The sequence below is a fragment of the Vibrio sp. V10_P2A27P122 genome, from assembly GCF_963874335.1.
GTDB classification, from domain to species: domain Bacteria; phylum Pseudomonadota; class Gammaproteobacteria; order Enterobacterales; family Vibrionaceae; genus Vibrio; species Vibrio anguillarum.
Window position 1 is genome coordinate 1 of record NZ_CAWNHY010000245.1, and the last position, 24,033, is coordinate 24,033.

General features: G+C 44.8%; 21 protein-coding genes, 1 riboswitch and 1 other annotated feature. Of the genes, 7 read left to right on the forward strand and 14 right to left on the reverse strand.

The window, feature by feature from the left end; translation table 11 throughout:
- Positions 1 to 236: 236 nt before the first annotated feature.
- The gene (gene topA, locus AACQ17_RS11160) at positions 237 to 2,867 is read right to left on the reverse strand and encodes a type I DNA topoisomerase (RefSeq protein ID WP_017044653.1); all 2,631 of its coding nucleotides are present in this window, start codon (positions 2,865 to 2,867) and stop codon (positions 237 to 239) included.
- Between the two features lie 520 nt (positions 2,868 to 3,387).
- Here topA and AACQ17_RS11165 point away from each other — a divergent pair.
- Positions 3,388 to 3,639 carry a YciN family protein gene (locus AACQ17_RS11165; RefSeq protein ID WP_013857082.1) on the forward strand — a complete coding sequence of 84 codons (252 nt, stop codon included), beginning with the start codon at positions 3,388 to 3,390 and terminating at the stop codon, positions 3,637 to 3,639.
- 60 nt (positions 3,640 to 3,699) lie between these two features.
- Here AACQ17_RS11165 and aroA read toward each other — a convergent pair whose 3' ends face one another.
- The gene (aroA, locus tag AACQ17_RS11170) at positions 3,700 to 4,980 is read right to left on the reverse strand and encodes a 3-phosphoshikimate 1-carboxyvinyltransferase (protein ID WP_094167707.1); all 1,281 of its coding nucleotides are present in this window, start codon (positions 4,978 to 4,980) and stop codon (positions 3,700 to 3,702) included.
- Positions 4,981 to 5,185: 205 nt separating this feature from the next.
- On the opposite strand from aroA, the gene aat reads away from it, so the two are divergent.
- From aat to infA, 3 genes are all read left to right on the forward strand, one after another.
- On the forward strand, positions 5,186 to 5,902 hold the full coding sequence (gene aat / locus AACQ17_RS11175) for a leucyl/phenylalanyl-tRNA--protein transferase (protein WP_013857084.1): 717 nt from the start codon (positions 5,186 to 5,188) through the stop codon (positions 5,900 to 5,902).
- Between the two features lie 2 nt (positions 5,903 to 5,904).
- Positions 5,905 to 6,603: an arginyltransferase gene (locus tag AACQ17_RS11180; protein WP_013857085.1), complete on the forward strand. Its 699-nt coding sequence runs from the start codon at positions 5,905 to 5,907 to the stop codon at positions 6,601 to 6,603.
- Positions 6,604 to 6,684: 81 nt separating this feature from the next.
- Complete coding sequence (infA, locus tag AACQ17_RS11185) at positions 6,685 to 6,903, forward strand: translation initiation factor IF-1 (RefSeq protein ID WP_006075347.1); 219 nt, start codon at positions 6,685 to 6,687, stop codon at positions 6,901 to 6,903.
- A gap of 142 nt (positions 6,904 to 7,045) precedes the next feature.
- On the opposite strand, the gene clpA is transcribed toward infA, so the two are convergent.
- Positions 7,046 to 9,316 carry an ATP-dependent Clp protease ATP-binding subunit ClpA gene (gene clpA / locus AACQ17_RS11190; protein ID WP_013857086.1) on the reverse strand — a complete coding sequence of 757 codons (2,271 nt, stop codon included), beginning with the start codon at positions 9,314 to 9,316 and terminating at the stop codon, positions 7,046 to 7,048.
- 42 nt (positions 9,317 to 9,358) lie between these two features.
- On the reverse strand, positions 9,359 to 9,679 hold the full coding sequence (clpS, locus tag AACQ17_RS11195) for an ATP-dependent Clp protease adapter ClpS (RefSeq protein ID WP_010319243.1): 321 nt from the start codon (positions 9,677 to 9,679) through the stop codon (positions 9,359 to 9,361).
- A 473-nt stretch (positions 9,680 to 10,152) separates the two neighbouring features.
- On the opposite strand from clpS, the gene cspD reads away from it, so the two are divergent.
- Positions 10,153 to 10,374 (forward strand): cold shock domain-containing protein CspD, encoded by a 222-nt coding sequence (gene cspD / locus AACQ17_RS11200; RefSeq protein WP_013857087.1) that lies wholly within the window; start codon positions 10,153 to 10,155, stop codon positions 10,372 to 10,374.
- Between the two features lie 79 nt (positions 10,375 to 10,453).
- On the opposite strand, the gene AACQ17_RS11205 is transcribed toward cspD, so the two are convergent.
- Positions 10,454 to 12,679: an NADP-dependent isocitrate dehydrogenase gene (locus tag AACQ17_RS11205; RefSeq protein WP_026028830.1), complete on the reverse strand. Its 2,226-nt coding sequence runs from the start codon at positions 12,677 to 12,679 to the stop codon at positions 10,454 to 10,456.
- 361 nt (positions 12,680 to 13,040) lie between these two features.
- On the opposite strand from AACQ17_RS11205, the gene AACQ17_RS11210 reads away from it, so the two are divergent.
- Positions 13,041 to 13,724 carry a pseudouridine synthase gene (locus tag AACQ17_RS11210; protein ID WP_206208096.1) on the forward strand — a complete coding sequence of 228 codons (684 nt, stop codon included), beginning with the start codon at positions 13,041 to 13,043 and terminating at the stop codon, positions 13,722 to 13,724.
- A gap of 52 nt (positions 13,725 to 13,776) precedes the next feature.
- Here AACQ17_RS11210 and hisIE read toward each other — a convergent pair whose 3' ends face one another.
- The 9 genes from hisIE to AACQ17_RS11255 all read right to left on the reverse strand — a co-directional run bounded on the left by hisIE (position 13,777) and on the right by AACQ17_RS11255 (position 22,956).
- Complete coding sequence (gene hisIE / locus AACQ17_RS11215; RefSeq protein WP_017043909.1) at positions 13,777 to 14,412, reverse strand: bifunctional phosphoribosyl-AMP cyclohydrolase/phosphoribosyl-ATP diphosphatase HisIE; 636 nt, start codon at positions 14,410 to 14,412, stop codon at positions 13,777 to 13,779.
- Positions 14,409 to 15,182, reverse strand: a complete 774-nt coding sequence (gene hisF, locus AACQ17_RS11220; RefSeq protein ID WP_017044649.1) for an imidazole glycerol phosphate synthase subunit HisF — start codon at positions 15,180 to 15,182, stop codon at positions 14,409 to 14,411. The genes hisIE and hisF overlap by 4 nt, the downstream gene beginning before the upstream one ends.
- Positions 15,164 to 15,901 carry a 1-(5-phosphoribosyl)-5-[(5-phosphoribosylamino)methylideneamino]imidazole-4-carboxamide isomerase gene (gene hisA / locus AACQ17_RS11225; RefSeq protein WP_013857092.1) on the reverse strand — a complete coding sequence of 246 codons (738 nt, stop codon included), beginning with the start codon at positions 15,899 to 15,901 and terminating at the stop codon, positions 15,164 to 15,166. The genes hisF and hisA overlap by 19 nt, the downstream gene beginning before the upstream one ends.
- Positions 15,902 to 15,914: 13 nt before the next feature.
- Positions 15,915 to 16,577: an imidazole glycerol phosphate synthase subunit HisH gene (gene hisH / locus AACQ17_RS11230; protein WP_094147096.1), complete on the reverse strand. Its 663-nt coding sequence runs from the start codon at positions 16,575 to 16,577 to the stop codon at positions 15,915 to 15,917.
- On the reverse strand, positions 16,577 to 17,650 hold the full coding sequence (hisB, locus tag AACQ17_RS11235) for a bifunctional histidinol-phosphatase/imidazoleglycerol-phosphate dehydratase HisB (protein ID WP_094147097.1): 1,074 nt from the start codon (positions 17,648 to 17,650) through the stop codon (positions 16,577 to 16,579). The genes hisH and hisB overlap by 1 nt, the downstream gene beginning before the upstream one ends.
- Before the next feature lie 80 nt (positions 17,651 to 17,730).
- Entirely contained in the window at positions 17,731 to 18,771 is a 1,041-nt protein-coding gene (gene hisC / locus AACQ17_RS11240; protein WP_094147098.1) for a histidinol-phosphate transaminase, read from the reverse strand.
- On the reverse strand, positions 18,771 to 20,069 hold the full coding sequence (hisD, locus tag AACQ17_RS11245; protein WP_013857097.1) for a histidinol dehydrogenase: 1,299 nt from the start codon (positions 20,067 to 20,069) through the stop codon (positions 18,771 to 18,773). The genes hisC and hisD overlap by 1 nt, the downstream gene beginning before the upstream one ends.
- A 5-nt stretch (positions 20,070 to 20,074) precedes the next feature.
- Positions 20,075 to 20,971: an ATP phosphoribosyltransferase gene (gene hisG, locus AACQ17_RS11250; protein WP_026027608.1), complete on the reverse strand. Its 897-nt coding sequence runs from the start codon at positions 20,969 to 20,971 to the stop codon at positions 20,075 to 20,077.
- 53 nt (positions 20,972 to 21,024) lie between these two features.
- Positions 21,025 to 21,161 (reverse strand) — a sequence feature (His leader region).
- A gap of 193 nt (positions 21,162 to 21,354) precedes the next feature.
- Positions 21,355 to 22,956, reverse strand: coding sequence for a Na+/H+ antiporter NhaC family protein (locus AACQ17_RS11255; RefSeq protein ID WP_026028031.1), 1,602 nt, complete (start codon positions 22,954 to 22,956; stop codon positions 21,355 to 21,357).
- 116 nt (positions 22,957 to 23,072) lie between these two features.
- Positions 23,073 to 23,256: riboswitch (Lysine riboswitch) on the reverse strand.
- A 418-nt stretch (positions 23,257 to 23,674) separates the two neighbouring features.
- Here AACQ17_RS11255 and AACQ17_RS11260 point away from each other — a divergent pair.
- Positions 23,675 to 24,033 (forward strand): H-NS family histone-like protein (locus AACQ17_RS11260; RefSeq protein ID WP_170935166.1); only part of this gene is annotated, 359 nt, incomplete at its 3' end.

Consider the following 24,033-nt stretch of genomic DNA (forward strand, 5'->3'; position numbering starts at 1 on the left):
CGACTGAACAATTCACAACATGCTGGTGCAATAGGGCTATCTCCTGTGTACAAGACTCTGAACATCAGACACTCCGCCCGCTCACGGATAGTTAATCAATACTGCCTTACACATGGAATGTCAAAATATTGGCGACACATTTTCCATGAATAGTATGAATAGTTGAACTTGCTCAAACTCCAGCCCAAAAAAAAAGTAGCCCGAAGGCTACCTTTTCGCATTGATCACATTAAAGGCTATTTTTTAGCGTTTTTACGCTTATCGGTAATTTCCCACCGCCCATTATCGTACAACGCCGTCCAACCTGAGGGTTTACCATCTATCTCAGTGCGTACATAGTGTTCTTTTGACTTACGACTAAAGCGTACAACCGCCGCCACACCATCAGGATCATGTGCAGGCGCATCAGCTAAGTATTGATACTTTGGTGCTAGGCGCTCTTTGAAACGAGCCAATTCTTCAACCAATGGCGCACGTGTCTCGCGAGATTTAGGGAAATTGCTCGCCGCAAGAAACAGACCTGAAGCGCCATCACGCAGTACAAAATACGCATCCGAGTTTTCACAAGGCAATTCAGGGAAATGGATAGGATCTTCTTTTGGTGGAGCAACTTCGCCGCTTCTTAAGATCTTACGCGTATTTTTACAGTCATCGCTGGTGCAATCCATGTACTTACCAAAACGGCCATTTTTCAGCACCATGTTTGACCCACACTTGTCACACTCGACAACTGGGCCATCATAGCCTTTAACTTTAAACTCACCGAATTCTACAACGTAACCTTCGCAGTTCGGATTGTTCCCGCACACATGCATTTTACGTGTGTCATCGATTAGATACGCATCCATCGCCGTTTCACAGATAGGACAACGCTTTTTAGCGCGCAGTGCAGCCGTTTCAACATCTTCTTCCAAGACATTGATGACGCCTTCTTCGTCACCTAGGTTAATGGTGGTTTTACAACGCTCTTTAGGCGGCAGTGCATAACCAGAACAACCGAGGAACACCCCTGTAGAGGCTGTACGAATTCCCATTGGACGTGAACATGTCGGACATTGAATGTCGGTCATCACGATGTGGTTGGGTTTCATACCGCCTTGTTCTTCATCCAGTTCAGCCGTTTCTAAATCTGCAGTGAAATCTTTAAAGAAATCGTCCAAGACTCCTTTCCAATTTGCAGATCCTGCTGCAATTTGGTCCAGCTTTTCTTCCATTCGCGCGGTGAAGTCATAGTTCATCAAGTCATTGAAACTGTCATCCAGACGATCGGTGACGATTTCACCCATTTTCTCAGCATAAAAACGTCGCTGATCCACTTTCACATAGCCGCGATCTTGAATGGTAGAGATGATAGAAGCATACGTCGATGGTCGGCCTATACCACGCTTTTCAAGCTCTTTTACCAGCGCAGCTTCCGTATAACGTGCCGGTGGCTTAGTGAAATGTTGTTTTGGATCTAACGTTTGCAATAACAACGTTTCGCCCACTTTCACTGGAGGTAAAATTTGGTCTTCATTCTTACCCATTGGACGTTGAACTCGTGTCCAACCATCAAATTTAAGGATGCGACCTTTCGCCTTAAGGGTGAATTCTGCAGCTTTCACGCTCACAGTGGTCGAATCGTATTGAGCTGGCGTCATTTGGCAAGCAACAAACTGATTCCAGATTAGTGCGTATAGCTTATGAGCATCCGCTTCCATACCTTGTAAATCATCGGCTTTAACATCCACACTGGATGGACGAATCGCTTCGTGCGCTTCTTGAGCGCCCTGCTTACTTCCATAAGCTAACGGATTCTCAGGTAAGTAGGCTTGTCCAAACTCACTACCAATATAGCTGCGAACCGCTTCAACCGCTTCAGCACTTAAGTTGGTTGAATCGGTACGCATATAAGTGATGTAACCTGCCTCATACAAGCGCTGAGCTAGCATCATCGTTTTCTTCACTCCGTAACCCAAGCGAGTACTGGCTGCTTGCTGTAACGTCGAGGTGATAAAAGGAGCGGAAGGTTTACTGCTGGTTGGGCGGTCTTCACGTTTACACACTTCGTAAGAAGCTTTTTCTAAAATCGAAACCGCTGATTTAGCTTCCGCTTCGTTGACAGGCTTAAACGCTACATCATTTTTTTGCGCAACCAACAGACGGAAATCCGTTTTATCTTGCGTTTTCGTATCAGCATGGATATCCCAGAACTCTTCAGGGACAAACGCGTTAATTTCACGCTCACGCTCAACAAGTAATTTCACCGCCACCGATTGGACGCGACCCGCAGACAAGCCACGCGCCACTTTTTTCCAAAGTAATGGAGAGACCATAAAACCCACCACACGGTCCATGAAACGACGCGCTTGTTGGGCGTTTACACCGTCGATATTCAATTCACCCGGTGTTTGGAAGGCTTGTTGGATTGCATTTTTAGTAATTTCGTTAAATACAACTCGTTTGTATCGCTGTTCATCGCCACCGATGATCTCACGAAGGTGCCAAGCGATGGCCTCTCCTTCGCGGTCCAAATCGGTTGCGAGATAAATGCAGTCGGCATCTTTAGCAAGCTTTTGCAATTCCGCCACTACTTTTTCTTTACCCGGCAAAATTTGGTAATTCGCTTCCCAGCCGTGATAAGGGTCGATGCCCATCTTCTTAATTAACGAACTGCGGTCTTTCTCGCTTTTCAAGCGTGCTTTCTCTTCAGCGCTAAGGTTCTTTGAAGAAGAACTAGGCGTTGCTTTTTTAGCGGTACTTTGACCTGCGGTTGGAAGATCACGAACATGCCCTACGCTCGACTTAACAATAAAATCTTTACCAAGATATTTATTGATCGTTTTAGCCTTGGCTGGCGATTCCACTATAACGAGTGATTTACCCATAATTGACTCAAATGCCCTTAATCATTACGCGAAAGTAAATCGCATGACGTTCTAAATTATTGCTTCTTTTTTTACTATCGAGCCAGTTAACAAGAAGATCAACATGTTTTTTAAAAATAAAATTCAACCACTCAATAATTGGTCAAAATGCAACCAGAGCTCAGTGGTCTATTCTCCGCCAGCCTTCCAACCTAAATTGAGAAGTTTAAAATCGAATCCTGTGGTACTTGTGAGCTTGACTTTCATTGCTGCAGCACTCTACTAAACGTGCTTTGGCGCTCATACTAAAGTGAGTATTATCAGTTCGCGAAATAAATCCAATGAAATATGCCGTAAGTCACACATTCTCATTGCATAAAAAATCGGCTTTCTTGATTAAGCTTAGACGTGACTTCTCTCTTTGGTCAAAACTTGAGAATCCACTCCATCGAATTTTGCGCCGAATTCTATTTGAAATCATTGAAATTACCTACCCTTTTACGGCACTATCCTCGCACATCTACTCATAGGACCGTAAAAGATGAGCGAAAAACAATCTATTACTGAATTTGATTTGTTACTTATTGCAAACCAAATCATTCAAGAACATGACGCTTATATCGTTGGCATGCGCGCCGATAGCGTTGAAGAAAAAGAGGATGTATTAGTTTTTAAAGGCAACTACTTTTTAGACGACAAGGGGCTGCCAACACCTAATACCACTGCGGTATTTAACATGTTCAAGTACCTTGCCTTGCATTTATCAAAGCAATTTACTCTCGTTCAATCGTAATTCTTGATGAAAAAAAGCCTCATTCGAGGCTTTTCATTCTTGGGTTTAAACACTCAATGCCTAGTGGCTTAGTTGCGCAAGCTGTTCAAAATAATCAGGAAACGTTTTCGAAGTACATTTAGGATCATTAATCGTCACTGCGGTATCGCTCAGTGCAACCAGCGAAAAACACATCGCCATTCGATGATCGTCATAAGTGTCGATTGCCGCATGCTGTAATGACGTTGGTGGTGTGATGATAATGTAATCATCCCCTTCCTCAACCTCTGCACCCACTTTACGCAGCTCCGTCGCCATTGCGGCTAAACGATCAGTTTCTTTAACACGCCAATTATATACGTTGCGAATGGCTGTGGTGCCTTTGGCAAATAATGCGGTCGTCGCAATGGTCATAGCCGCATCAGGAATGTGATTAAAATCGAGATCAACCGCATTAAGCTCTCCACGACGAGCGATGACATAATCATTCCCCCATTCGATGAGTGCGCCCATTTTTTCTAGCGCATCGGCAAATTGAATATCTCCTTGGATACTGTTTTTACCAATACCAGTAACTTTTACTTCGCCACCTTTGATAGCCGCCGCCGCGAGGAAGTAAGAAGCAGAGGATGCATCTCCTTCCACCAAAAACTGCCCAGGAGAAACATACGATTGCCCAGCTGGGATCACAAATTGAGTGTAGTTATGGTTGATCACTTTTACACCAAACTGCGCCATGATGTGTAACGTGATATCAATGTAAGGCTTTGAGACCAAGTCACCAACGATGTTTATCGTCATTTCACCATCAGACAGTGGCGCAGCCATTAAAAAGGCGGTCAAAAATTGACTCGAGATTGAACCGTCAATCGCCACGGTTCCAGCTTTAAGGCCGGTTGCCGTAATTTTTAACGGCGGGAAGTCTTCGTTTTCAAGGTACTCAATATCAGCGCCCGCTTCACGTAACGCTGTAACGAGATGACCGATTGGACGTTCTTTCATCCTCGGCTCACCAGTCAAAATGAACTCACCCTGTCCAAGGACTAATGCTGCCGCAAGTGGACGCATTGCCGTCCCTGCATTACCTAAAAACAGCTCAACGGATTGCTCGATGCTAAAAGGCCGACCCAAACCTTTTATCTCACACACCATTTTGTCGTCTGACAAACGATACTCCACGCCAAGTTTTGCTAGTGCGTTGAGCATGTGGCGAATATCGTCACTGTCTAACAAGTTCGTTAGCTTAGTCGTACCACTTGCCAGAGCGGCAAGCAGTAGCGCTCGGTTTGAGACACTTTTGGAACCGGGTAAATTGACTTGCCCATTAATTTTTTTTATTGGTTGTAACGTGAGGCTTTCCATTGGAGTTGTGTTTCCTTGCATCTTCCAAAGAGCTCCTGTTTGCTCTGGGAAAATGAAAATTCTTCGTACTTGCAGCCTATCTAAAAATAAAAGCGAACTCCAGTACAAATATGGCCTGATAGTAATGATTGGCAAACTATTGAAAAATCCCTACTATCCTCATTCCGTGGCCTTATCTTGATGGTTAACCCAGATCGGATCGAACATGACTATTTACCTTCCTCAACTTGCGCTTGATGATTTCTCTTTTCCTTCCGCTGATGAGGCGCTAGAAGAGCCAAATGGACTGCTCGCGTTTGGTGGAGATTTACAACCAGAACGTATTTATAATGCTTATCGACACGGAATTTTTCCTTGGTATGGCCCACAAGAGCCTATTCTTTGGTGGAGCCCCGCTCCACGAGCTGTGTTTAACCCACAAACTTTTTCTCCAGCTAAAAGCGTTAAAAAATTCCAGCGAAAACATCAATATAAAATAAGCCTTAACCATGCAACTAAAGAGGTAATTACAAGTTGCGCCAACGTAAGACCCGCAGATCAAACTTGGCTAAATGAAGAGATGCGCAGCGCCTACCTCGCCCTTGCGGCTTCTGGCCGTTGTCATTCGGTTGAGGTGTGGCAGGAAGATAAATTGATCGGCGGGCTCTATGGCATACAAATGGGCCAAATGTTTTGCGGTGAGTCGATGTTTAGTATCAAAGCCAATGCATCAAAAATTGCGCTTTGGTATTTTTGCCAGCATTTTCAATCACACGGTGGACAGTTGATTGATTGTCAGGTGATGAATCCGCATCTGGCATCATTGGGAGCTTTCGAATTAGAGCGCGACGATTTTCTCAAATCCTTGCTATCTTTTAGAGATAGCTCTGTCGATGAGCGCTGCTTTACACCCCAGTGGATCACCTTGCCTAATGAAGGATAACCATGAGCTCAGATTTACAGCAAATACGCATCGGTTTAACCAATAACCACCCTTGTAGCTATTTAAAAGATAGGCAAGAACGTGTCGCTGTGACTTTAGACTCCGCCATGCAATCGCCTGAGAATTATGAAATTCTACTCGCAAATGGTTTTCGACGCAGTGGGGATACCATTTACAAACCTCACTGTGACAATTGCAACTCCTGCCAAGCATTGCGTGTTTTTGTTGACCAAGTCAAGCTATCAACCAGCCAAAAGCGGTTACTCAAAAAGGCACACGCTTTTCAGTGGCAGTTGAAACCGACCATGGATTCGGGTTGGTTTGCACTCTATGCCCGCTATATTGAAGCGCGACATAAAGAGGGCAGCATGTACCCTCCCAACGAGCAGGAGTTTGAAACCTTTTCCGCTTGTCGTTGGCTAGATACTCAATACCTGCATATTTATCAAAATGGACAACTGGTCGCGATTGCGGTGACGGATATTTTACAAAACAGTGCCAGCGCCTTTTATACCTTTTATGATCCAGAGTCAGATCTGTCACTCGGAACACTGGGCGTTTTATTTCAACTGCAATATTGCCAAGCCACACAGAAACAATGGTTATATTTGGGTTATCAAATTGATGAATGCCCAGCAATGAACTACAAAGTACGCTTTGAGCGCCATCAAAAGCTAGTAAATCAACGTTGGCAAGGGTAGAATACGCCCCAACTTTACATATTTATCTTTTAGCGGCAGAATGCGTCCGTTAAAAATCGCCAAGTTTCTAAAGAGGATTAAATGGCTAAAGAAGACGTAATTGAGATGCAAGGCACTGTCCTTGATACTCTTCCAAACACAATGTTCCGTGTTGAGCTAGAAAACGGCCACGTAGTAACAGCTCACATCTCTGGTAAAATGCGTAAGAACTACATTCGTATTCTTACTGGTGACAAAGTAACTGTAGAGATGACTCCATACGACCTAACTAAAGGCCGCATCGTCTTCCGTGCTCGTTAATCTCTGATTTTCGAACGCAACAAAAAACGGAGCTAAATGCTCCGTTTTTTGTTACTTATAGAACTGGATTAAATGCAATGCATAGAAGAAAGCACGCCTCAGCGTGCTTTTGTTATTAGGTGATAAGCATCGGGATTACCGATTAGTGAACCGCTTCTTCACGAGAACCAATGTACTTAAACTTAAGCTCTTCGCCATCTAAATCCACTTTCACTGTGCCACCATCGACCAACGAGCCAAACAACAACTCATTCGCTAATGGCTTTTTCAGCTTATCCTGAATCACGCGGCCCATCGGACGAGCGCCCATCTCAATATCGTAGCCTTTCACAGCAAGCCAATGACGAGCATCCTCAGAAACCTCTAACGATACACCTCTCGCATCGAGTTGAGCTTGTAGTTCAACAATAAACTTATCAACCACTTGATGGATTACACGCTCATCCAAACGATTAAACCAGATGATGTTATCTAAACGGTTACGAAATTCGGGTGTGAATACTTTCTTAATCTCTGACATCGCATCAAAACTATTGTCTTGTTGGATAAGACCAATCGATTTTTTCACTGTCTCTGCAACACCTGCGTTGGTTGTCATCACCAAAATGATGTTACGGAAATCCGCTTTTCGTCCATTGTTATCCGTTAAAGTGCCGTTATCCATGACTTGAAGTAGCAAGTTGAAAATATCAGGGTGCGCTTTCTCAATCTCATCAAGTAGCACTACTGAATGTGGATGTTTAATCACAGCATCAGTTAGCAAGCCACCTTGGTCATACCCAACATAACCAGGAGGAGCACCAATTAAACGACTCACTGAGTGGCGTTCACCATACTCAGACATATCAAAACGCAGCAGCTCAATGCCAAGTAGCTTCGATAACTGCACTGTCACTTCTGTTTTACCCACGCCTGTTGGCCCTGCAAACAAGAATGAGCCCACCGGTTTATTGTCAGCACCTAAGCCAGCGCGTGAGAGTTTGATCGCCTCACTCAATACATCGATAGCGTCATCTTGTCCAAATACCAACATTTTCATTTTTCTATCAAGGTGCTGCAAAATGTCTTTATCGGAAGAAGAGACTGATTTTTCTGGAATACGCGCCATTTTAGCAACCATCGCTTCAATATCGGCCACTCCAACGGTTTTCTTGCGGCGACTTGCAGGTGCCAACCTTGAACGTGCTCCCGCTTCATCAATCACATCAATCGCTTTATCTGGCAAATGACGTTCATTGATGTATTTTGCAGAAAGCTCTACGGCCGCACGTAACGCTTTATTGGTGTAACGTACATCATGGTGCGCCTCGTATTTTGTTTTCAGGCCCATAAGTATTTTAGTGGTGTCATCCAACGATGGCTCGACCACATCGATTTTTTGAAAACGGCGAGCCAGCGCGCGCTCTTTTTCAAAGATGTTGTTGTACTCTTGATAAGTCGTTGAGCCGATGCAGCGCAATTTACCGCTGCTAAGCAGAGGTTTGATTAAGTTAGCCGCATCCACCTGACCACCAGAAGCGGCACCCGCACCGATGATGGTATGAATTTCATCAATAAATAGGATCGCGTCCTGCTCTTTTTCAAGCTGTTTCAAAATGGTTTTAAAACGCTTTTCAAAATCGCCACGATACTTAGTTCCAGCGAGCAATGAGCCAATATCCAGTGAATAAATAACGCTATTTTGAATGATTTCAGGCACTTGACCTTCCACAATACGCCACGCCAGCCCTTCCGCAATCGCCGTTTTACCGACTCCCGCTTCTCCCACTAACAGCGGATTATTTTTACGGCGACGACACAACACTTGAATGGTTCGTTCTAGCTCTTTATCACGCCCAATTAGCGGATCAATCAACCCTTGCTTTGCCAATTGGTTGAGGTTGCTGGCAAAGCTTTCCAAACGTTCATCAGAACTGACTTCATCAGCTGATTCGCTGCTAAAAGAGTCGGAAGAGGCTGAATTATCACTTGCGCTGGAAGCTTTAGTGATGCCGTGCGAAATGTAGTTGACGATATCTAAGCGACTGATGTCATTTTTTTTCAGTAGGTAAGCCGCATGTGACTCCTGCTCACTAAAGATTGCAACCAGTACATTCGCCCCTGTGACTTCATTGCGGCCAGAGGATTGCACATGAAATACAGCACGTTGCAGCACACGTTGAAAACTCAATGTAGGTTGCGTTTCACGTGTTTCGTCACTTTCAGGAATAAGAGGGGTGGTTTGATCAATAAAAATATCAAGCTCTTGGCGTAAGGCATCCAAATCCGCTTGGCAGGCTAATAAGGCCTCTCTGGCTGCATCATTTTCTAATAACGCAAGTAGGAGGTGCTCGACGGTCATGAATTCATGTCTTTTGTCTCGCGCTCGAGCGAACGCGCCGTTTAGACTCGACTCTAGTTCTTTATTAAGCATAAGTACCTCCTTAAGGAACCACTTTGTTGCTCCAGCAAGCGACTACGCTTGCTCCATAGTACAAAGCAGTGGATGCTCATTTTCCCTTGAGTACAAAGTAACTTGAGCTACTTTGGTCTCTGCAATCTCAGCACTGAACGTGCCACAAATTGCTTTCCCTTCATAATGCACCTTGAGCATTATCTGTGTTGCTTTGTCGATATCCATCGAGAAGAATCGCTCAAGGATTTCAATCACAAACTCCATCGGCGTGTAGTCATCGTTATTAAGAACTACGTTGTACATCGCTGGTGGTTTAATTGCTGTCTTCTCTTTCTCCAGAAGATCTGAGTCTGGAGTCACCCATTCAAAATGTTTACTCATGATGACCGTATTTAGAGTGCTTCTCTACCTAGTGGAACCGTGTGCCTCTCAGTAACCATTGTGTCGTTCGAATCTATTAATGTTATTAGTGCTACCGACACAGTTGAAAAACAACCCTTACTTAGAGACTAATGCAGCAATTGTATCGCTGCAAATAAAACATTGCTATTCCGAACTATCAACGGCGTAGTTGATTAAAAAGAAAACAAAAGCAACTGCTTTCTTTAACTATTTCATTCTTAACGCCCTATTTAATCGTTACAACAATGTAAACCTTAAAAGTGATTTATTTGCAAATATGTCGAGTATCATACCTTTTGCCTATTGACTGCGCCGAATCATTGACTACATTGGTCAATTAGTGACTAAAAATTTGGCAGCGGCTGAATTGATATTCACATTCGGGTAACGTTTTTAGGATAAGTTTCTCGATAACAACATCAGTAACTAAAATGCAATGAGGGATGTAAAGCATGGCTACAGGTACAGTAAAATGGTTTAACAACGCCAAAGGATTTGGGTTTATTTGTCCAGAAGGTGAGGATACCGATATTTTTGCTCACTATTCAACCATTCAAATGGAAGGCTACCGCACACTCAAAGCGGGCCAACAAGTTTCCTACGAGATTGAACAGGGGCCGAAAGGTTATCACGCTAGCGCTGTTGTTCCAATCGAAGGTCAACTTGCAAAATAATCGCTGCCAAACGTGTATTTGATGAAAAACCCGCCGAACTGGCGGGTTTTTTTATTGCTTAGAGGTGAATAACTGAAGGTTAAGCGCCAATGATCGCGTTCAAGGTTTGGCTTGGACGCATTAGTGCTGATGCTTTTTCAAACACTGGCGCATAGTAACCACCCAAATCACCCGGAGTACCTTGTGCCTGATTCAGCTCAGAGACGATAACCTGTTCATTTTCTTGCAGCTGTTTCGCAATCGGTGCGAATTCCGCCGCTAAATCAGCATCCGCCGTCTGCTCTGCTAAGGCCTCAGCCCAATAGGTTGCAAGATAGTAGTGACTGCCACGGTTATCAAGCTCACCAACTCTGCGCGATGGTGATTTATTGAGATCAAGGAACTTACCAGTGGCTTTATCAAGCGCATCGGCTAGTACTTTCGCTTTCGCATTTCCAGTGACAACACTCAAATGTTCCAAAGACGCCGCCAGCGCCAAAAACTCGCCTAACGAATCCCAACGCAAGTGGTTTTCTTTCTCAACCTGCTGAACGTGTTTTGGCGCAGAGCCACCAGCACCTGTTTCAAACAAGCCACCGCCATTCATCAAGGGAACAATCGACAACATTTTAGCCGAAGTACCGAGCTCAAGAATGGGGAATAGATCCGTGAGGTAATCACGCAGTACGTTACCCGTAACTGAGATGGTATCTTTACCCGCTTTGAGACGCTCAAGTGTGAACAAAGTCGCTTCAACGGGTGATAGGATCTGAATATCTAAGCCAGCCGTATCATGATCAGCAAGGTAGACGTTGACTTTTTTGATCAATTCACGGTCATGCGCACGCTGATCGTCTAACCAGAAAATCGCAGGAACACCAGTAGCTCTGGCGCGAGTCACGGCCAGTTTCACCCAATCTTGGATCGGTGCATCTTTCACTTGGCACATGCGGAAAATATCACCAGCTTCAACAGCTTGCTCTAACAATACTTTGCCGGAGGTATCCACAACACGTACCGAACCCGCTGCATCGAGGATAAAGGTTTTATCGTGCGATCCATATTCTTCAGCTTTTTGCGCCATAAGGCCCACGTTTGGCACACTGCCCATCGTGGTGGGATCAAATGCGCCGTGCTTTTTACAAAAATCAATCACCGCTTGATAAACGCCAGCGTAGCAGCGATCGGGGATCAGTGCTTTGGTGTCTTGTTGCTTGCCATCTGGCCCCCACATTTGACCAGAAGCGCGCAGCATTGCTGGCATTGACGCATCAACAATGATATCGCTTGGGACATGTAGGTTAGTAATACCTCGGTCAGAATCGACCATAGCAAGCGGTGGCTGCGTGTTATAAACCGCTTGAATCGCGGCTTCAATTTCTTCTTTCTGTGCTTGTGGCAATGCTTGTATTTTCGCGTAAACATCGCCTAGGCCATTGTTGACATCAACACCTAATGAGTCAAACAACGCGCCATACTTCGCAAATACGTCCTTGTAGTACACTTTAACGGCATGGCCGAAAATGACTGGGTCAGACACTTTCATCATGGTTGCTTTCATGTGCAAGGAAAGCAGCACATCTTGCTGTTTCGCTGCTGCGATTTGTTGCTCGAAAAACTCAACTAACGCTTTTTTGCTTAGAACTGAAGCATCGATAATTTCTTTATCAAGCAGCGCAAACTCTTTCTTTAAGACTTTAGTCGAGCCATCATGGCCGACAAACTCAATTTTGACCTTAGTGTCACCTTCAATGGTGACTGACTTTTCTGTTCCATAGAAATCTTTGTCTTGCATGCTGGCAACATGTGAACGGGATTGCGGTGACCATGCGCCCATTGAATGTGGGTTTTTCTTCGCATAATTCTTGACTGATAATGGTGCGCGGCGATCGGAGTTTCCTTCACGCAACACAGGGTTAACCGCACTGCCTTTGATTTTATCGTAAGTCGCTTTAATCGCTTCTTCTTCGTAGGTACTTGGTTCTTCAGGATAATTTGGTAGGTCGTAACCTTTTTCCTGCAACTCTTTAATCGCGGCTTTCAATTGTGGAACCGATGCAGAAACGTTAGGCAGTTTAATAATATTCGCTTCTGGTTTGGTCGCCAGTTCACCTAATTCGGCAAGCGCATCACTTACACGTTGATTTTCTTTTAAATGTTCTGGGAAGCTGGCAAGGATACGCGCAGCCAGTGAAATATCGCGGGTTTCAACGCTAATGCCTGACGAGGCGGTAAAGGATTGGATAATCGGCAATAAAGAATAAGTGGCCAGTGCTGGTGCTTCGTCTGTAATGGTATAAATAATTGTAGGTTTTTCTGTAGGCATGAAAAATTTCCCTATTTGTTCTAGCAGCACCATTGGATGAAACAGCGCTGTGTGATTGTCCGTGTCAAGTGGGTTAGCATCCTCGCGACTTGAACACGATAGCGTCACTCTTTCAAAAACTGAACCGAATGTCGTTGAGCGTTATCCGATTTTAGTCATTGAGTGAAAATACGTATACACCCAAACCCTTTATTGATACTGAATCCAAATAGCATGGGTTGAGTATAATTAAACAAAACTAGGATAATAGTCTATTATCTTGTGCGTCAATCCTGTTTCTGGGCGCGCAAATCATAGCTTAAATCCAAAGTTCAGAAAACTTTCAAACACACTTCATTTACATTTTTGCAAGGTAGTTAACATGTCATCCCGCTTGCGTCGTGATTCTTCATCAGTATCAAAACCCTCTGGCTCTTCTCATTTTAAACGGCGCGATCCACATCAGCGTTCAACCGCCCGCTCCTCTTCATCTGCAGAAGAGGTAAAAAAACGAGTATCACTTGCTGATCGAAAAGTCATCATCTTTAATAAACCTTTTGATACGCTAAGCCAGTTTACCGATGGTGATGGGCGCAAAACTCTCGCTGATTTTATTCCCGTAAAAGAGGTGTATGCCGCAGGTCGTTTGGACAGAGACAGCGAAGGTTTGATGGTGCTCACCAATGACGGCATCTTGCAAGCGAGACTAACGCAGCCGCAGTCAAAATTACCAAAAACGTATTGGGTTCAAGTAGAAGGAGAACCCGCTCAAAACGATTTAGATAAATTGCGCCAAGGTGTAGAGCTAAAAGATGGCATGACGCTGCCTGCCAAGGTTGAGATTTTGCAACCGCCTACCTTGTGGGAACGTAATCCACCGGTTCGTTTTCGCGCACAAATCCCAACCACATGGCTTGCGATTACCATTACTGAAGGTAAAAACCGGCAAGTACGACGTATGACAGCGCATATTGGCTTTCCAACACTGCGCTTAGTGCGCTACGCGATGGGCGACATTGTTTTAGGCGATCTACAACCCGGTGAGTGGAAAGAAATTACCCTCTAACACCGCTCTCAAAAACGGAAGCCTCTTTATTATTTAAGAGGCTTCACTGTGTTTATTTATGGCGTTCTTTAAGCTTATCAATCACATCACTCAACGCTAATCCTTGGTCTTGCAATAGCACCAATAAGTGATAAATCAAATCAGCAGACTCACACACTAACTCCGCCTTATCGCCCGACGTCGCCGCAAGCGCAACTTCAACGCCCTCTTCGCCCACTTTCTGCGAAATACGCTTTGTTCCACGGGCATAAAGGCTAGCGGTGTAAGAGGAATCAGGGTCGGCACTCTTGCGGGCAGCCAATAGCTGCTCAAGCTGATGAAGCCACACCATTTGAGACTCTTCTTGTGCATCGTTATCCCAACAGGTTGTGGTTCCAGTATGGCACGTTGGCCCAATGGGATTCACTTTGACCAATAAAGTGTCATTATCACAATCGAGCGCCATGTTTTTCAACTGTAACACATGACCAGAGGTCTCTCCTTTGGTCCAAAGCCGCTGTTTGCTGCGAGAAAAGAACGTCACTTGGCCTGTTTGCGCGGTTTTTTGCAACGCATCTTGGTTCATGTAACCCATCATAAGCACTTGACTTGATTGAAAATCTTGCACTATCGCCGGAACAAGGCCATCAACTTTGTTCCAATCAATACGCTCAGAAAGTGCAACCGCACTCGATACTTGAAAACTCATCGTCTTACCTCTACACCTTCTGCTTGTAAATATTGTTTTAATTCGCCGATATTGATGATCTGCTTGTGAAAAACCGATGCCGCCAACGCGCCATCGACATGAGCTTGTTGGTAAGCTTGCGCAAAGTGCTCCATCGTTCCCGCCCCGCCAGAAGCGATAAGTGGCACGCGACACACAGCACGTACCTTCTGGAGTTGCTGTAGATCATAACCATTACGCACGCCGTCTTGGTTCATCATATTCAATACGATTTCACCCGCACCACGTTTTTGTACCTCTTGTACCCAATCGCAAGTTTGCCACTGTGTTGCTTTGGTGCGCGTCTCATCGCCAGTAAATTGATAGACCTGATACTGACCCGTTTCTTGATCGAAGTAAGAGTCAATGCCGACCACAATACATTGCACGCCAAATTTATCCGCCAAGTCAGTAATCAACTGTGGGTTAGCGAGTGCTGGAGAGTTAATGGAGACTTTATCTGCACCAAATTCTAAAATTCGTGCAGCATCTTCGGCAGATTTAATACCGCCCGCGACGCAAAATGGAATATCAATCACTGCCGCGACACGCGCAACCCAACTTTTATCCACCACTCGGCCATCACTCGACGCGGTAATGTCATAAAATACCAACTCATCCGCACCCTCTTCGGCGTAGCGTTTTGCAAGCGGTACGATATCACCAATGATTTCGTGATTGCGAAACTGCACCCCTTTCACTACTTGTCCATCGCGGACATCCAAACAAGGAATTATGCGTTTTGCCAACATTCGAATGCCTCCTGAGCGGTGAACTTACCATCTAATAAGGCACGACCGACAATCACGCCTGCGACGCCACTGCCTGTTAAGGCTTTGATGTCCGCTAAGCTACCGATACCACCTGAGGATTGAAACTGTACTTGTGGGTACTGTTTGCATAAATCGATATACAATTCAACGTTAGAACCGGCTAGTGTGCCATCGCGGGAAATATCAGTGCACAATACGTGCGTCAAACCAACCGTTAGGTAATCATCAATCAAGGCTTCTATCGTTACACCTGAATCTTCTTGCCAACCTGAAATGGCCACTTTACGTGTGCCGTCTTGATCAATGTTGATGTCTAGCGCTAGCACAATTTTTTCTGCGCCATACTTTTCCATCCATCCTTTGACTAATTCAGGCTGTTTTACGGCCGTAGAACCGACAACCACGCGCTGCGCACCCGCATTTAATAAATCCACCACATCTTGCTCACTACGCACACCGCCACCAATTTGAATATTGGCAGGGGTACTGGCAAGCAGTTTGGCAATCAGATCAAGCTGTCGGGCTGAGGTATCTTTTGCACCCGTTAAATCGACAAGGTGCAACCAGTTAGCTCCAGCCTGATGATAGAGGCGAAACTGCTCTGCAGGGTCCACTTTGTATTCGGTAACTTGACCATAATCGCCTTGAAATAAGCGAACCACTTGGCCATCAATTAAATCTAATGCTGGAATAATCATTACTAATTCCCTTTTATAATTCCAAGAAGTTCTTGATCAGTGCCGAGCCGGCTTTGGATGAGCGCTCTGGGTGAAATTGGACACCATAGTAATTACCGCTTTGCAGCGCCGCGGTGAAAGGCTTGCCGTATTCACATTCAGCAATCGTGTATTCACCGACGGGCATGGCGTAGCTATGGACAAAATAGAAATATTCGCCTTGCTCAATGCCTTTAAACAGAGGATGGTCTCTTTCGGCATTGACCGTATTCCAACCCATATGTGGCAGTGGTAAATCGCCTGTATCCATCAGGCGAACCTCGCCGTCACATAATCTCAAGCATTCCACAATGTCATTAGCTTGATCGTTAGCTTGCTGTCCTTTTTCTTCTGACAGCTGACCTAACAGTTGCATGCCTAAGCAGATGCCGAGCAGTGGCTTTTCAACCTGTTTCACCAAGGTGATTAAATCGCGCTGTTGCAGATTTTTCATCGCCTCACTTGCCGTACCGACACCGGGTAAAAACAGCTTATCTGCCGTCAACACCACATCAGGATCTTTTGAAATAGTGACTGGGTAACCCAAGCGTTCGATGGCAAATTTCACGGAAGACACATTAGCGCAGCCTGTATCAATGATGACGACCTTTTGCGGCTGGCTGCTGTTATCACTCATCGCTTCGCGGACTGACGACATTACAGTACTCCTTTGCTGCTAGGTAGTTCATTGCCTTCCACTTTAATGGCTTGACGCAATGTGCGGCCAAAAGCCTTAAACAAACTTTCAATAATATGGTGATCATTCTCGCCACTGGATGAGAGATGTAGCGTACAGGCCAAAGTGTCGGTTAATGAACGGAAGAAGTGATATACCATTTCAGTGGAGAGATCGCCCACTTGCTCACGTGTAAAGGTGGCCTCAAATTTCAGATAAGGGCGACCCGATAGATCGAGCGCGCATTGTGCTAAACACTCATCCATCGGCAACGAAAAACCAAAACGACCAATGCCACGCTTATCGCCTAATGCCTCTTTTAAGGCTTGCCCGAGTGCTAATGCGGTATCTTCAATGGTGTGGTGATCATCAATGTGCAGATCACCATTGACGCTCAACTTCAATTGAAAACCACCATGGGTTGCGATTTGGTCAAGCATGTGGTCAAAAAAACCTAACCCCGTTGTAATTTGATTACCACCCGTTTCATCCAAATTGACCGCAACTTTAATGTCGGTCTCTTTAGTGGTTCTTACCACTTCGGCGCTGCGCGCTTTCACGGTTAAGTCTTTAACTATTTCACGCCATCCCATACTTTTCGGATGATATTGAATACCACGGATCGCCATATTTTCAGCCAGTTGCAGGTCGGTCATTCGATCGCCAATCACCACTGATTGCTGAAAATCGACTTTGCCTCCTTGCAGATACTCTTTAACCATCCCCAGTTTGGGTTTGCGGCAAGAGCAATTATCTTTTTCAAAGTGCGGGCAAATCAGCACATCATCAAAGATCACTCCTTGGGACTGAAAAATGTCTATCATCATCGCATGAGGGGCATCGAAATCCGCTTGAGGATAGCTATCCGTCCCCAGTCCATCTTGGTTGGTGACCATCACCAGCCGATAACCCGCAGCCTGCAAAGCCAGTAGGCTTGGGATCACATACGGCTCTAGTTTCAGTTTGTCTAAACGATCAACTTGGAAATCGACCGGAGGCTCAACAATTAAGGTTCCGTCACGATCAATAAAGAGAATTTTTTGCTGTTTGCTCACTGGAATATCCTTTTCTATTGGCCAGTAACGTCACTTAAACGACTGGCTCTTATTCATTTTGGGCTATTTATGGTGCTCGATTACTGATAATAATTGCGAATAAAAGCGAGTGTTTTTTCACACTCTTCGCGATTACCGATACTGATCCTCACGCAATTTTCAATCGGAGAATTGCGTAAAATAATGCCGTGATCCCAAGCGGCTTTAAACATTGCATCGCCATCGGGAAATTTCACTAATAGGTAGTTTCCCCATCCTTCAAACACAGTTAAATGGGGCACCATATACAGCCCTGCTTGTAAGTAAGCACGGTTTGCATTGAGATCCAACACTTGGAATTTGGTACGAGCCAGCCCAGCTTCCGATAACGCTTGCACAGCAATGTCTGCTACCGGAATTGGCACGGGATAAGGTGCAATTACCTTCTGCAGCACATCAATCAGCTCTTTATTGGCCAAGGTAAAACCGCAGCGCAAACCTGCAAGCGCAAACGCTTTAGATAAGGTGCGTAAAATCGCCAAATTCGGGTATTGCGCTAATAAATTAACGGTTGAGGCTTCTGGACAAAAATCAATGTAGGCTTCATCCATCACGACAATAGCGCGGTCTTTAGTCATTTCCAGCAAAGCAATAATATCTTGGCGCTTAACCAAATTGCCGGTTGGATTATTAGGACTACAAACGAAGATCAACTTCACGCTGTCCAAATTGGCACGAATGGCTGACAGGTCGAGCTGCCAATCCGCCGTTAATGGCACAACTTTACGCTCGACACCGAACGTTTCAGCGCTAATCGCGTACATACCATAAGTCGGCGGACAGTATAAAATAGCGTCTTGATTGGGCTCACAAAATGCGCGGATCAAAAGCTCAATCCCTTCATCGGCACCACGAGAGGTCAACACCTGCTCTGGTTGTACCTTGGCATAAGCCGCATACGCATCGATCATGGCTTTAGGTTGGCAATCACTGTAACGGTTCAAACGCACAAAATCGGTTTTGTACTCATTATTGAATGGCGATTCGTTGGCATTGAGCCACACATCACCACTGCCGCCAATACGGCGAGCCGATAAGTAAGGTTTCAGTGCTTGAATTTGCTTACGAGCCAGTTTTTCCATTATTTTTTCGCCTTTTGCAATTTTTCGACTCGAATGGTGACCGCACGTTTGTGTGCATCCAATCCTTCAGCTTCTGCCATTGTGACCACGGTTGGCGCTAACCCTTGTAAGCCCTCTGCGCTGAGTTCTTGCACCGTCATGCGCTTACTAAAATCAGCTAAACCAAGGCTAGAATAAGTACGCGTGTAACCGTATGTCGGCAAAACGTGGTTGGTACCCGAAGCGTAGTCACCAGCTGATTCTGGTGACCACTCACCTAAGAAAATTGAGCCAGCGTTATCAAGTAACGGCAACAGCTCACGAGGGTTCCGCGTTTGCACAATTAAGTGTTCAGGGCCGTAGTAGTTCGAGATAGAAACCGCTTGGGTCAAAGACTCAGCGATAATGATCAAACTAGAAGCCAAGGCCTTTTCTGCAATGGCGGCGCGAGATAAGCTTTTTAGCTGCTTTTGCACTGCATCTGTTACTTGATCGGCAATCACCGCTGAAGGAGTCACTAACACAACTTGTGAATCAGGTCCGTGCTCAGCTTGGCTAAGCAGATCAGCCGCGATGAAATCGGCATCAGCCGTATCATCAGCAATCACCAACACTTCCGAAGGACCCGCTGGCATATCAATCGCTGCACCGCGAAAATCATTACTCACTTGACGTTTTGCTTCTGTCACGTAGGCATTACCGGGGCCGAAGATTTTGTCTACTTTAGCAACGGATTTAGTCCCATAAGCCATTGCTGCAATCGCTTGACCACCACCAATGTTGTACACCTCATCAATGTTACACAGCTTGGCCACGTAGAGGATTTCGTCCGCAATCGGTGGCGGTGAGCAGAGCACCACTTTACGACACCCTGCAATTTGTGCAGGAACACCCAACATTAATACGGTAGAAGGTAAAGGCGCACTGCCTCCGGGAATGTACAAGCCCACCGTATTAATTGGACGCGTGACTTGTTCACACACCACTCCCGGCTGCGTTTCCACTTTGATCGGTTGCAGCTTTTGTGCTTTATGGAACTTAGTAATGTTCTCATAAGCTTGTTGAAGTGCTTGTTTCATCTTGTCAGAAAGACGCTCGCACGCCGCATCAATCTCACCACTTGAGACGCGAATTGAATCCGGTTTCACGCGGTCAAATTTTTCAGTTAACTCAATTAAAGCTTGGTCACCTTGCGCTTTCACCTGCGCAATCACGGCGCTCACGGCAGCAGTGACATTGGCTCCTTCAGTAATGGCCGGGCGTTCTAAAATTGAATCTTGCTGAGTTTCACTCAACGATTGCCAAACGACAGTTCTCATCGCCGTTACTCCATCATTTTATCGATAGGTAAAACCAAAATAGAACTCGCCCCTAATGCTTTTAGGCGCTCCATGGTTTCCCAAAATAGGTTCTCGGTACTGACCACATGTACTGCAACACGATTTTTCTCCGCCGATAAAGGCAGCACTGTTGGGTCTTCCGCTCCCGGAAGTAAGTCTTTAATCGCTTCTAATTGATCAACCGGGGCATGCAGCATGATGTATTTGGACTCTTTGGCTTGAATCACGCCTTGCATACGCGTCAATAAACGAGCAATCAATGCTTGCTTATCTTCACTGAATTCACCTTGACGCTGAATGAGTGTTGCTTTGGATTGGAAGATAACTTCAGCCTCTTTGAGACCATTCGCTTCTAATGTTGCGCCGGTAGAAACAAGGTCAGCAATCGCATCAGCTAAGCCAGCTCGTGGCGCAACCTCAACAGAGCCTGTGAGCACACAAGTGCTAAAATCAATGCCCTTTTCATCCATGTACGCTTTGAGTAGCTGCGGATAAGTTGTGGCGATGCGTTTACCCGCCAAATCTTGAGGACCGTTGTATTGCTGATCTTTATTGATCGCGATGGATAAGCGGCAACCACCAAAATCAAGACGGCGCAGTGAAACAAACTCACTTTTCTTATTTTGCGACAAGCGTTCTAAACGCACCTCTTCCAGTTCATTCTCACCAATGAAACCGAGATCAACCACACCGTCCATCACCAGCCCGGGTATGTCGTCATCACGCACTAGCAGTAGGTCGATCGGCATATTGAGAGAGTGAACGACAAGACGCTCACCCATGATATTGAATTTCACTCCGCATTTTTTAAGTAAGTCTTGGCACTCTGAGCTCAAGCGGCCTTTCTTCTGGATGGCAATTCTTAGGCGTTGTGTTTGCATGACAATTTCCCTGTGCAATGTATTGAATGTATTTGGAATTGAGTTAAAGCAAAATGAAAAAACCCTCGGGAGATTTGCGTTCTCCCGAGGGTTTTAATCTAAATGCTTTGACTTAACCACCGGGAGTTTCCTGCCTCCCGGGTATGCGTACATCTCCCCGAAAGATTATTTAGGGTGATGGTGATGATGAATGTTCATTACAAAATTACGCATACTTATCAGCTCTTATTGGTTTGCTGTCTTGACTCCACACTAACCAAGCTGATGTTCTTTTTCAACTAAAAATTTTGCTTTTTTAAAATCTTTTTTCGCCGTCGTGCACCAGTAATAAAAAAGGGAAACTTTCGTTTCCCTTTTATCAACTCTATTTAACCAAAATACGGCTACAACGTCTCGCAATGTGTCATTTTTGATTTCGCCATAGCGGCCATAATCATGCACACAATGATAAATGCAACAGAAGCACAAGCCAACGAGATCAGCACTGACGCTGTCATTCCTAAAACAACAAAACCGACACTCGAAACCAAGGCCGTAGCCAGTGCATACGGCAATTGTGTCGCAACGTGATCGATATGGTTACAACGCGCGCCTGTCGACGATAAAATGGTGGTGTCAGAAATAGGAGAACAGTGGTCACCAAAAACGGAACCAGCGAGCACCGCGCTCAGCATAGGGAGTATTAGAGCGATATCGGTCGCCGCGGCCATATCTCCAGCAATGGGCAACATGATGCCAAACGTTCCCCAAGAAGTGCCGGTTGAAAACGCCATCACGCCCGATAGTAAGAATAAGATGACCGGTAGCCAATGCGGATCAATATTACCTTGAACCAAAGATGACATGTACGCACCGGTTTTCATGTCCCCAATAACAGAGCCAATTGTCCACGCAAAAATCAGGATCAAAATCGCACCAAACATCGATTTAGCACCGATCCACAATGTATTACTGATGTCATTCATTGGCAGCTTTTGCTTAAACACAGTAAACAGAGCCATCGCCAAGCCAACTAGCCCGCCGTAAATCAATGAAGCGCCGACATTGGTGTTTTCAAACGCACCCAGTAGATCAAATGCTTTACCGTCTGCGGCTAAAGATTGACCACCCGTAAATAACATGGCTGAAACCGTTGCAATGATGAGTAATACGATAGGCAGAACCAGATCCAACACTTTGCCATGTTCGCTCTCTTTGATATCAAGCTCTTCATTTAACTCATGTGCGTCTTGGCTATCGTTTTCATTTGCGTCGTCAAATCCACGGCCTTGGGAGGCATTAATTTCATGCTGGCGCATTTGACCAATATCTAATTGGAACCACACCACCGCAAACACCATCAGTAATGCAAAAATGGCATAAAAATTCATTGGTACTAAACGCATGTACGCGCCCAATGCCGAATATTCGGTAATCCCGTGAGAAACGAGAATACCGCCAATAATCGTCATAATGTACGCGCCCCAACTAGAAGCTGGCATCACAACGCACATTGGTGCTGCAGTTGAATCAAGGATATAGGCAAGTTTAGCGCGAGATACATAAAAGCGGTCAGTCACAGGACGAGAAATAGAACCTACGGCTAAACTGTTAAAATAATCATCAACGAAAATAAACACACCCAAAAATGCCGCCAGCAGTTTTGAGCCACGTTTACTTTTTACGCGGACTTGTGCCCATTCGGCAAAAGCACGAGTACCGCCAGACAAAGTTAATAGCGCGGTCATCATACCTAATAAAAGCAAAAACCCGACGATACTCATATTCCAAGTGTTAATGCCGCCATCAGCAACAAAGACGCTTGATACCTTAGTAGCAACATAACTGAATGCACTACCAAAAGAATAATCCGCGAGTAATACCGCGCCTAATACAATACCGACACCTAATGAAACAAGTACTCTGCGTGTAAGAACAGCCAAACTTAATGCTACCAGAGGCGGTAACAGCGACAGAGGAGATGATGCAAAATCGATTAAATTCATGATCTTCAAAAACCAGTAAGTAAATGGTTAGAGATCTACTGCAGACAAATTACGAGCTAAGATAACCACGTAATTCATGTTGAACTAAGCGAAAGGGAAGCGAACACTTCACCCAACCCTACAGTAGCGCTCCATAGTTTAAAAAAAGAATAGACTATGGCAGTGTTGTTCCTATTCGAATACAACCCCAGCAAGCTGCTTTAATGTGCATACTTACTTCGGCGATAAAACCTTTCACTTTTGTTCATTGGCATTACCCCAACAGAAGTTACTATTTTTTACCGCACCTCTACGTCAAAGAAAGTACAATAAACCACCGTTATTAAGTCATTTTAACAATGATAAATGTCTTACTTCGCTTTAGGTAAATGACATTGTACTTAACAACGAATGCATTGCAACCGATCATGTCATCAAAGTGCATCAATTATTGGTCACATTCATTAAGAAACATTGAGACTTCTTTCATAATGTGGTGCAATGAATATCACGAAGATTATAATAAAAAACATTAATTATAAGTCTATCTAAAAATCATTGATGATCTTCTTGATACTACTACTTATGTATGAAATTAGCTCATCACTAACAAGTTCATATTTTTTTGATTTTTATTTATCTATAAAATTTTCATTAATATTTGAATCTAATATTGTAAGTACCAATTCAGCAGTTTATTATTGCTGTGTCGACTAAATTAAATCAAATAGGAATAGTCATGTCTGAATTAACAAAAACTCTACTTAATATTCGTAGCCTACGCGCTTTTTCCCGTGAACTCACTCTAGAGCAGCTTGAAGAAGCACTAGATAAATTAACGATCGTTGTTCAAGAACGCAGAGAAGCGGAAGAAGAAGAACGCTCTGCTCGCGCAGAACAAGAAGCGAAGCTGGCTGCGATTGCAGAACAGATTGCCAAAGACGGTATTGATGTAAGCGCATTAATTTCTGCACTTTCTGGTGAAACTAAGAACAAAGTTAAAGTTCAAGGCAAACGCGCACCTCGTCCAGCAAAATACAAATATCTTGATGCCAATGGCCAAGAAAAAACATGGACAGGTCAAGGTCGCACACCTTC

Bases quoted from the DNA above. Each gene is read 5' to 3' on its own strand.
- infA (WP_006075347.1), top strand. From the start codon at position 6,685: ATGGCTAAAGAAGACGTAATTGAGATGCAAGGCACTGTCCTTGATACT.
- hisF (WP_017044649.1), bottom strand. From the start codon at position 15,182: ATGTTGGCAAAACGCATAATTCCTTGTTTGGATGTCCGCGATGGACAA.
- hisH (WP_094147096.1), bottom strand. From the start codon at position 16,577: ATGTCGTCAGTCCGCGAAGCGATGAGTGATAACAGCAGCCAGCCGCAA.
- clpA (WP_013857086.1), bottom strand. From the start codon at position 9,316: ATGCTTAATAAAGAACTAGAGTCGAGTCTAAACGGCGCGTTCGCTCGA.
- AACQ17_RS11210 (WP_206208096.1), top strand. From the start codon at position 13,041: ATGTCATCCCGCTTGCGTCGTGATTCTTCATCAGTATCAAAACCCTCT.
- aroA (WP_094167707.1), bottom strand. From the start codon at position 4,980: ATGGAAAGCCTCACGTTACAACCAATAAAAAAAATTAATGGGCAAGTC.
- hisA (WP_013857092.1), bottom strand. From the start codon at position 15,901: ATGATTATTCCAGCATTAGATTTAATTGATGGCCAAGTGGTTCGCTTA.
- hisD (WP_013857097.1), bottom strand. From the start codon at position 20,069: ATGAGAACTGTCGTTTGGCAATCGTTGAGTGAAACTCAGCAAGATTCA.
- AACQ17_RS11165 (WP_013857082.1), top strand. From the start codon at position 3,388: ATGAGCGAAAAACAATCTATTACTGAATTTGATTTGTTACTTATTGCA.
- aat (WP_013857084.1), top strand. From the start codon at position 5,186: ATGACTATTTACCTTCCTCAACTTGCGCTTGATGATTTCTCTTTTCCT.
- topA (WP_017044653.1), bottom strand. From the start codon at position 2,867: ATGGGTAAATCACTCGTTATAGTGGAATCGCCAGCCAAGGCTAAAACG.
- hisC (WP_094147098.1), bottom strand. From the start codon at position 18,771: ATGGAAAAACTGGCTCGTAAGCAAATTCAAGCACTGAAACCTTACTTA.
- hisIE (WP_017043909.1), bottom strand. From the start codon at position 14,412: ATGAGTTTTCAAGTATCGAGTGCGGTTGCACTTTCTGAGCGTATTGAT.
- AACQ17_RS11255 (WP_026028031.1), bottom strand. From the start codon at position 22,956: ATGAATTTAATCGATTTTGCATCATCTCCTCTGTCGCTGTTACCGCCT.
- clpS (WP_010319243.1), bottom strand. From the start codon at position 9,679: ATGAGTAAACATTTTGAATGGGTGACTCCAGACTCAGATCTTCTGGAG.
- AACQ17_RS11180 (WP_013857085.1), top strand. From the start codon at position 5,905: ATGAGCTCAGATTTACAGCAAATACGCATCGGTTTAACCAATAACCAC.
- cspD (WP_013857087.1), top strand. From the start codon at position 10,153: ATGGCTACAGGTACAGTAAAATGGTTTAACAACGCCAAAGGATTTGGG.
- AACQ17_RS11205 (WP_026028830.1), bottom strand. From the start codon at position 12,679: ATGCCTACAGAAAAACCTACAATTATTTATACCATTACAGACGAAGCA.
- hisG (WP_026027608.1), bottom strand. From the start codon at position 20,971: ATGCAAACACAACGCCTAAGAATTGCCATCCAGAAGAAAGGCCGCTTG.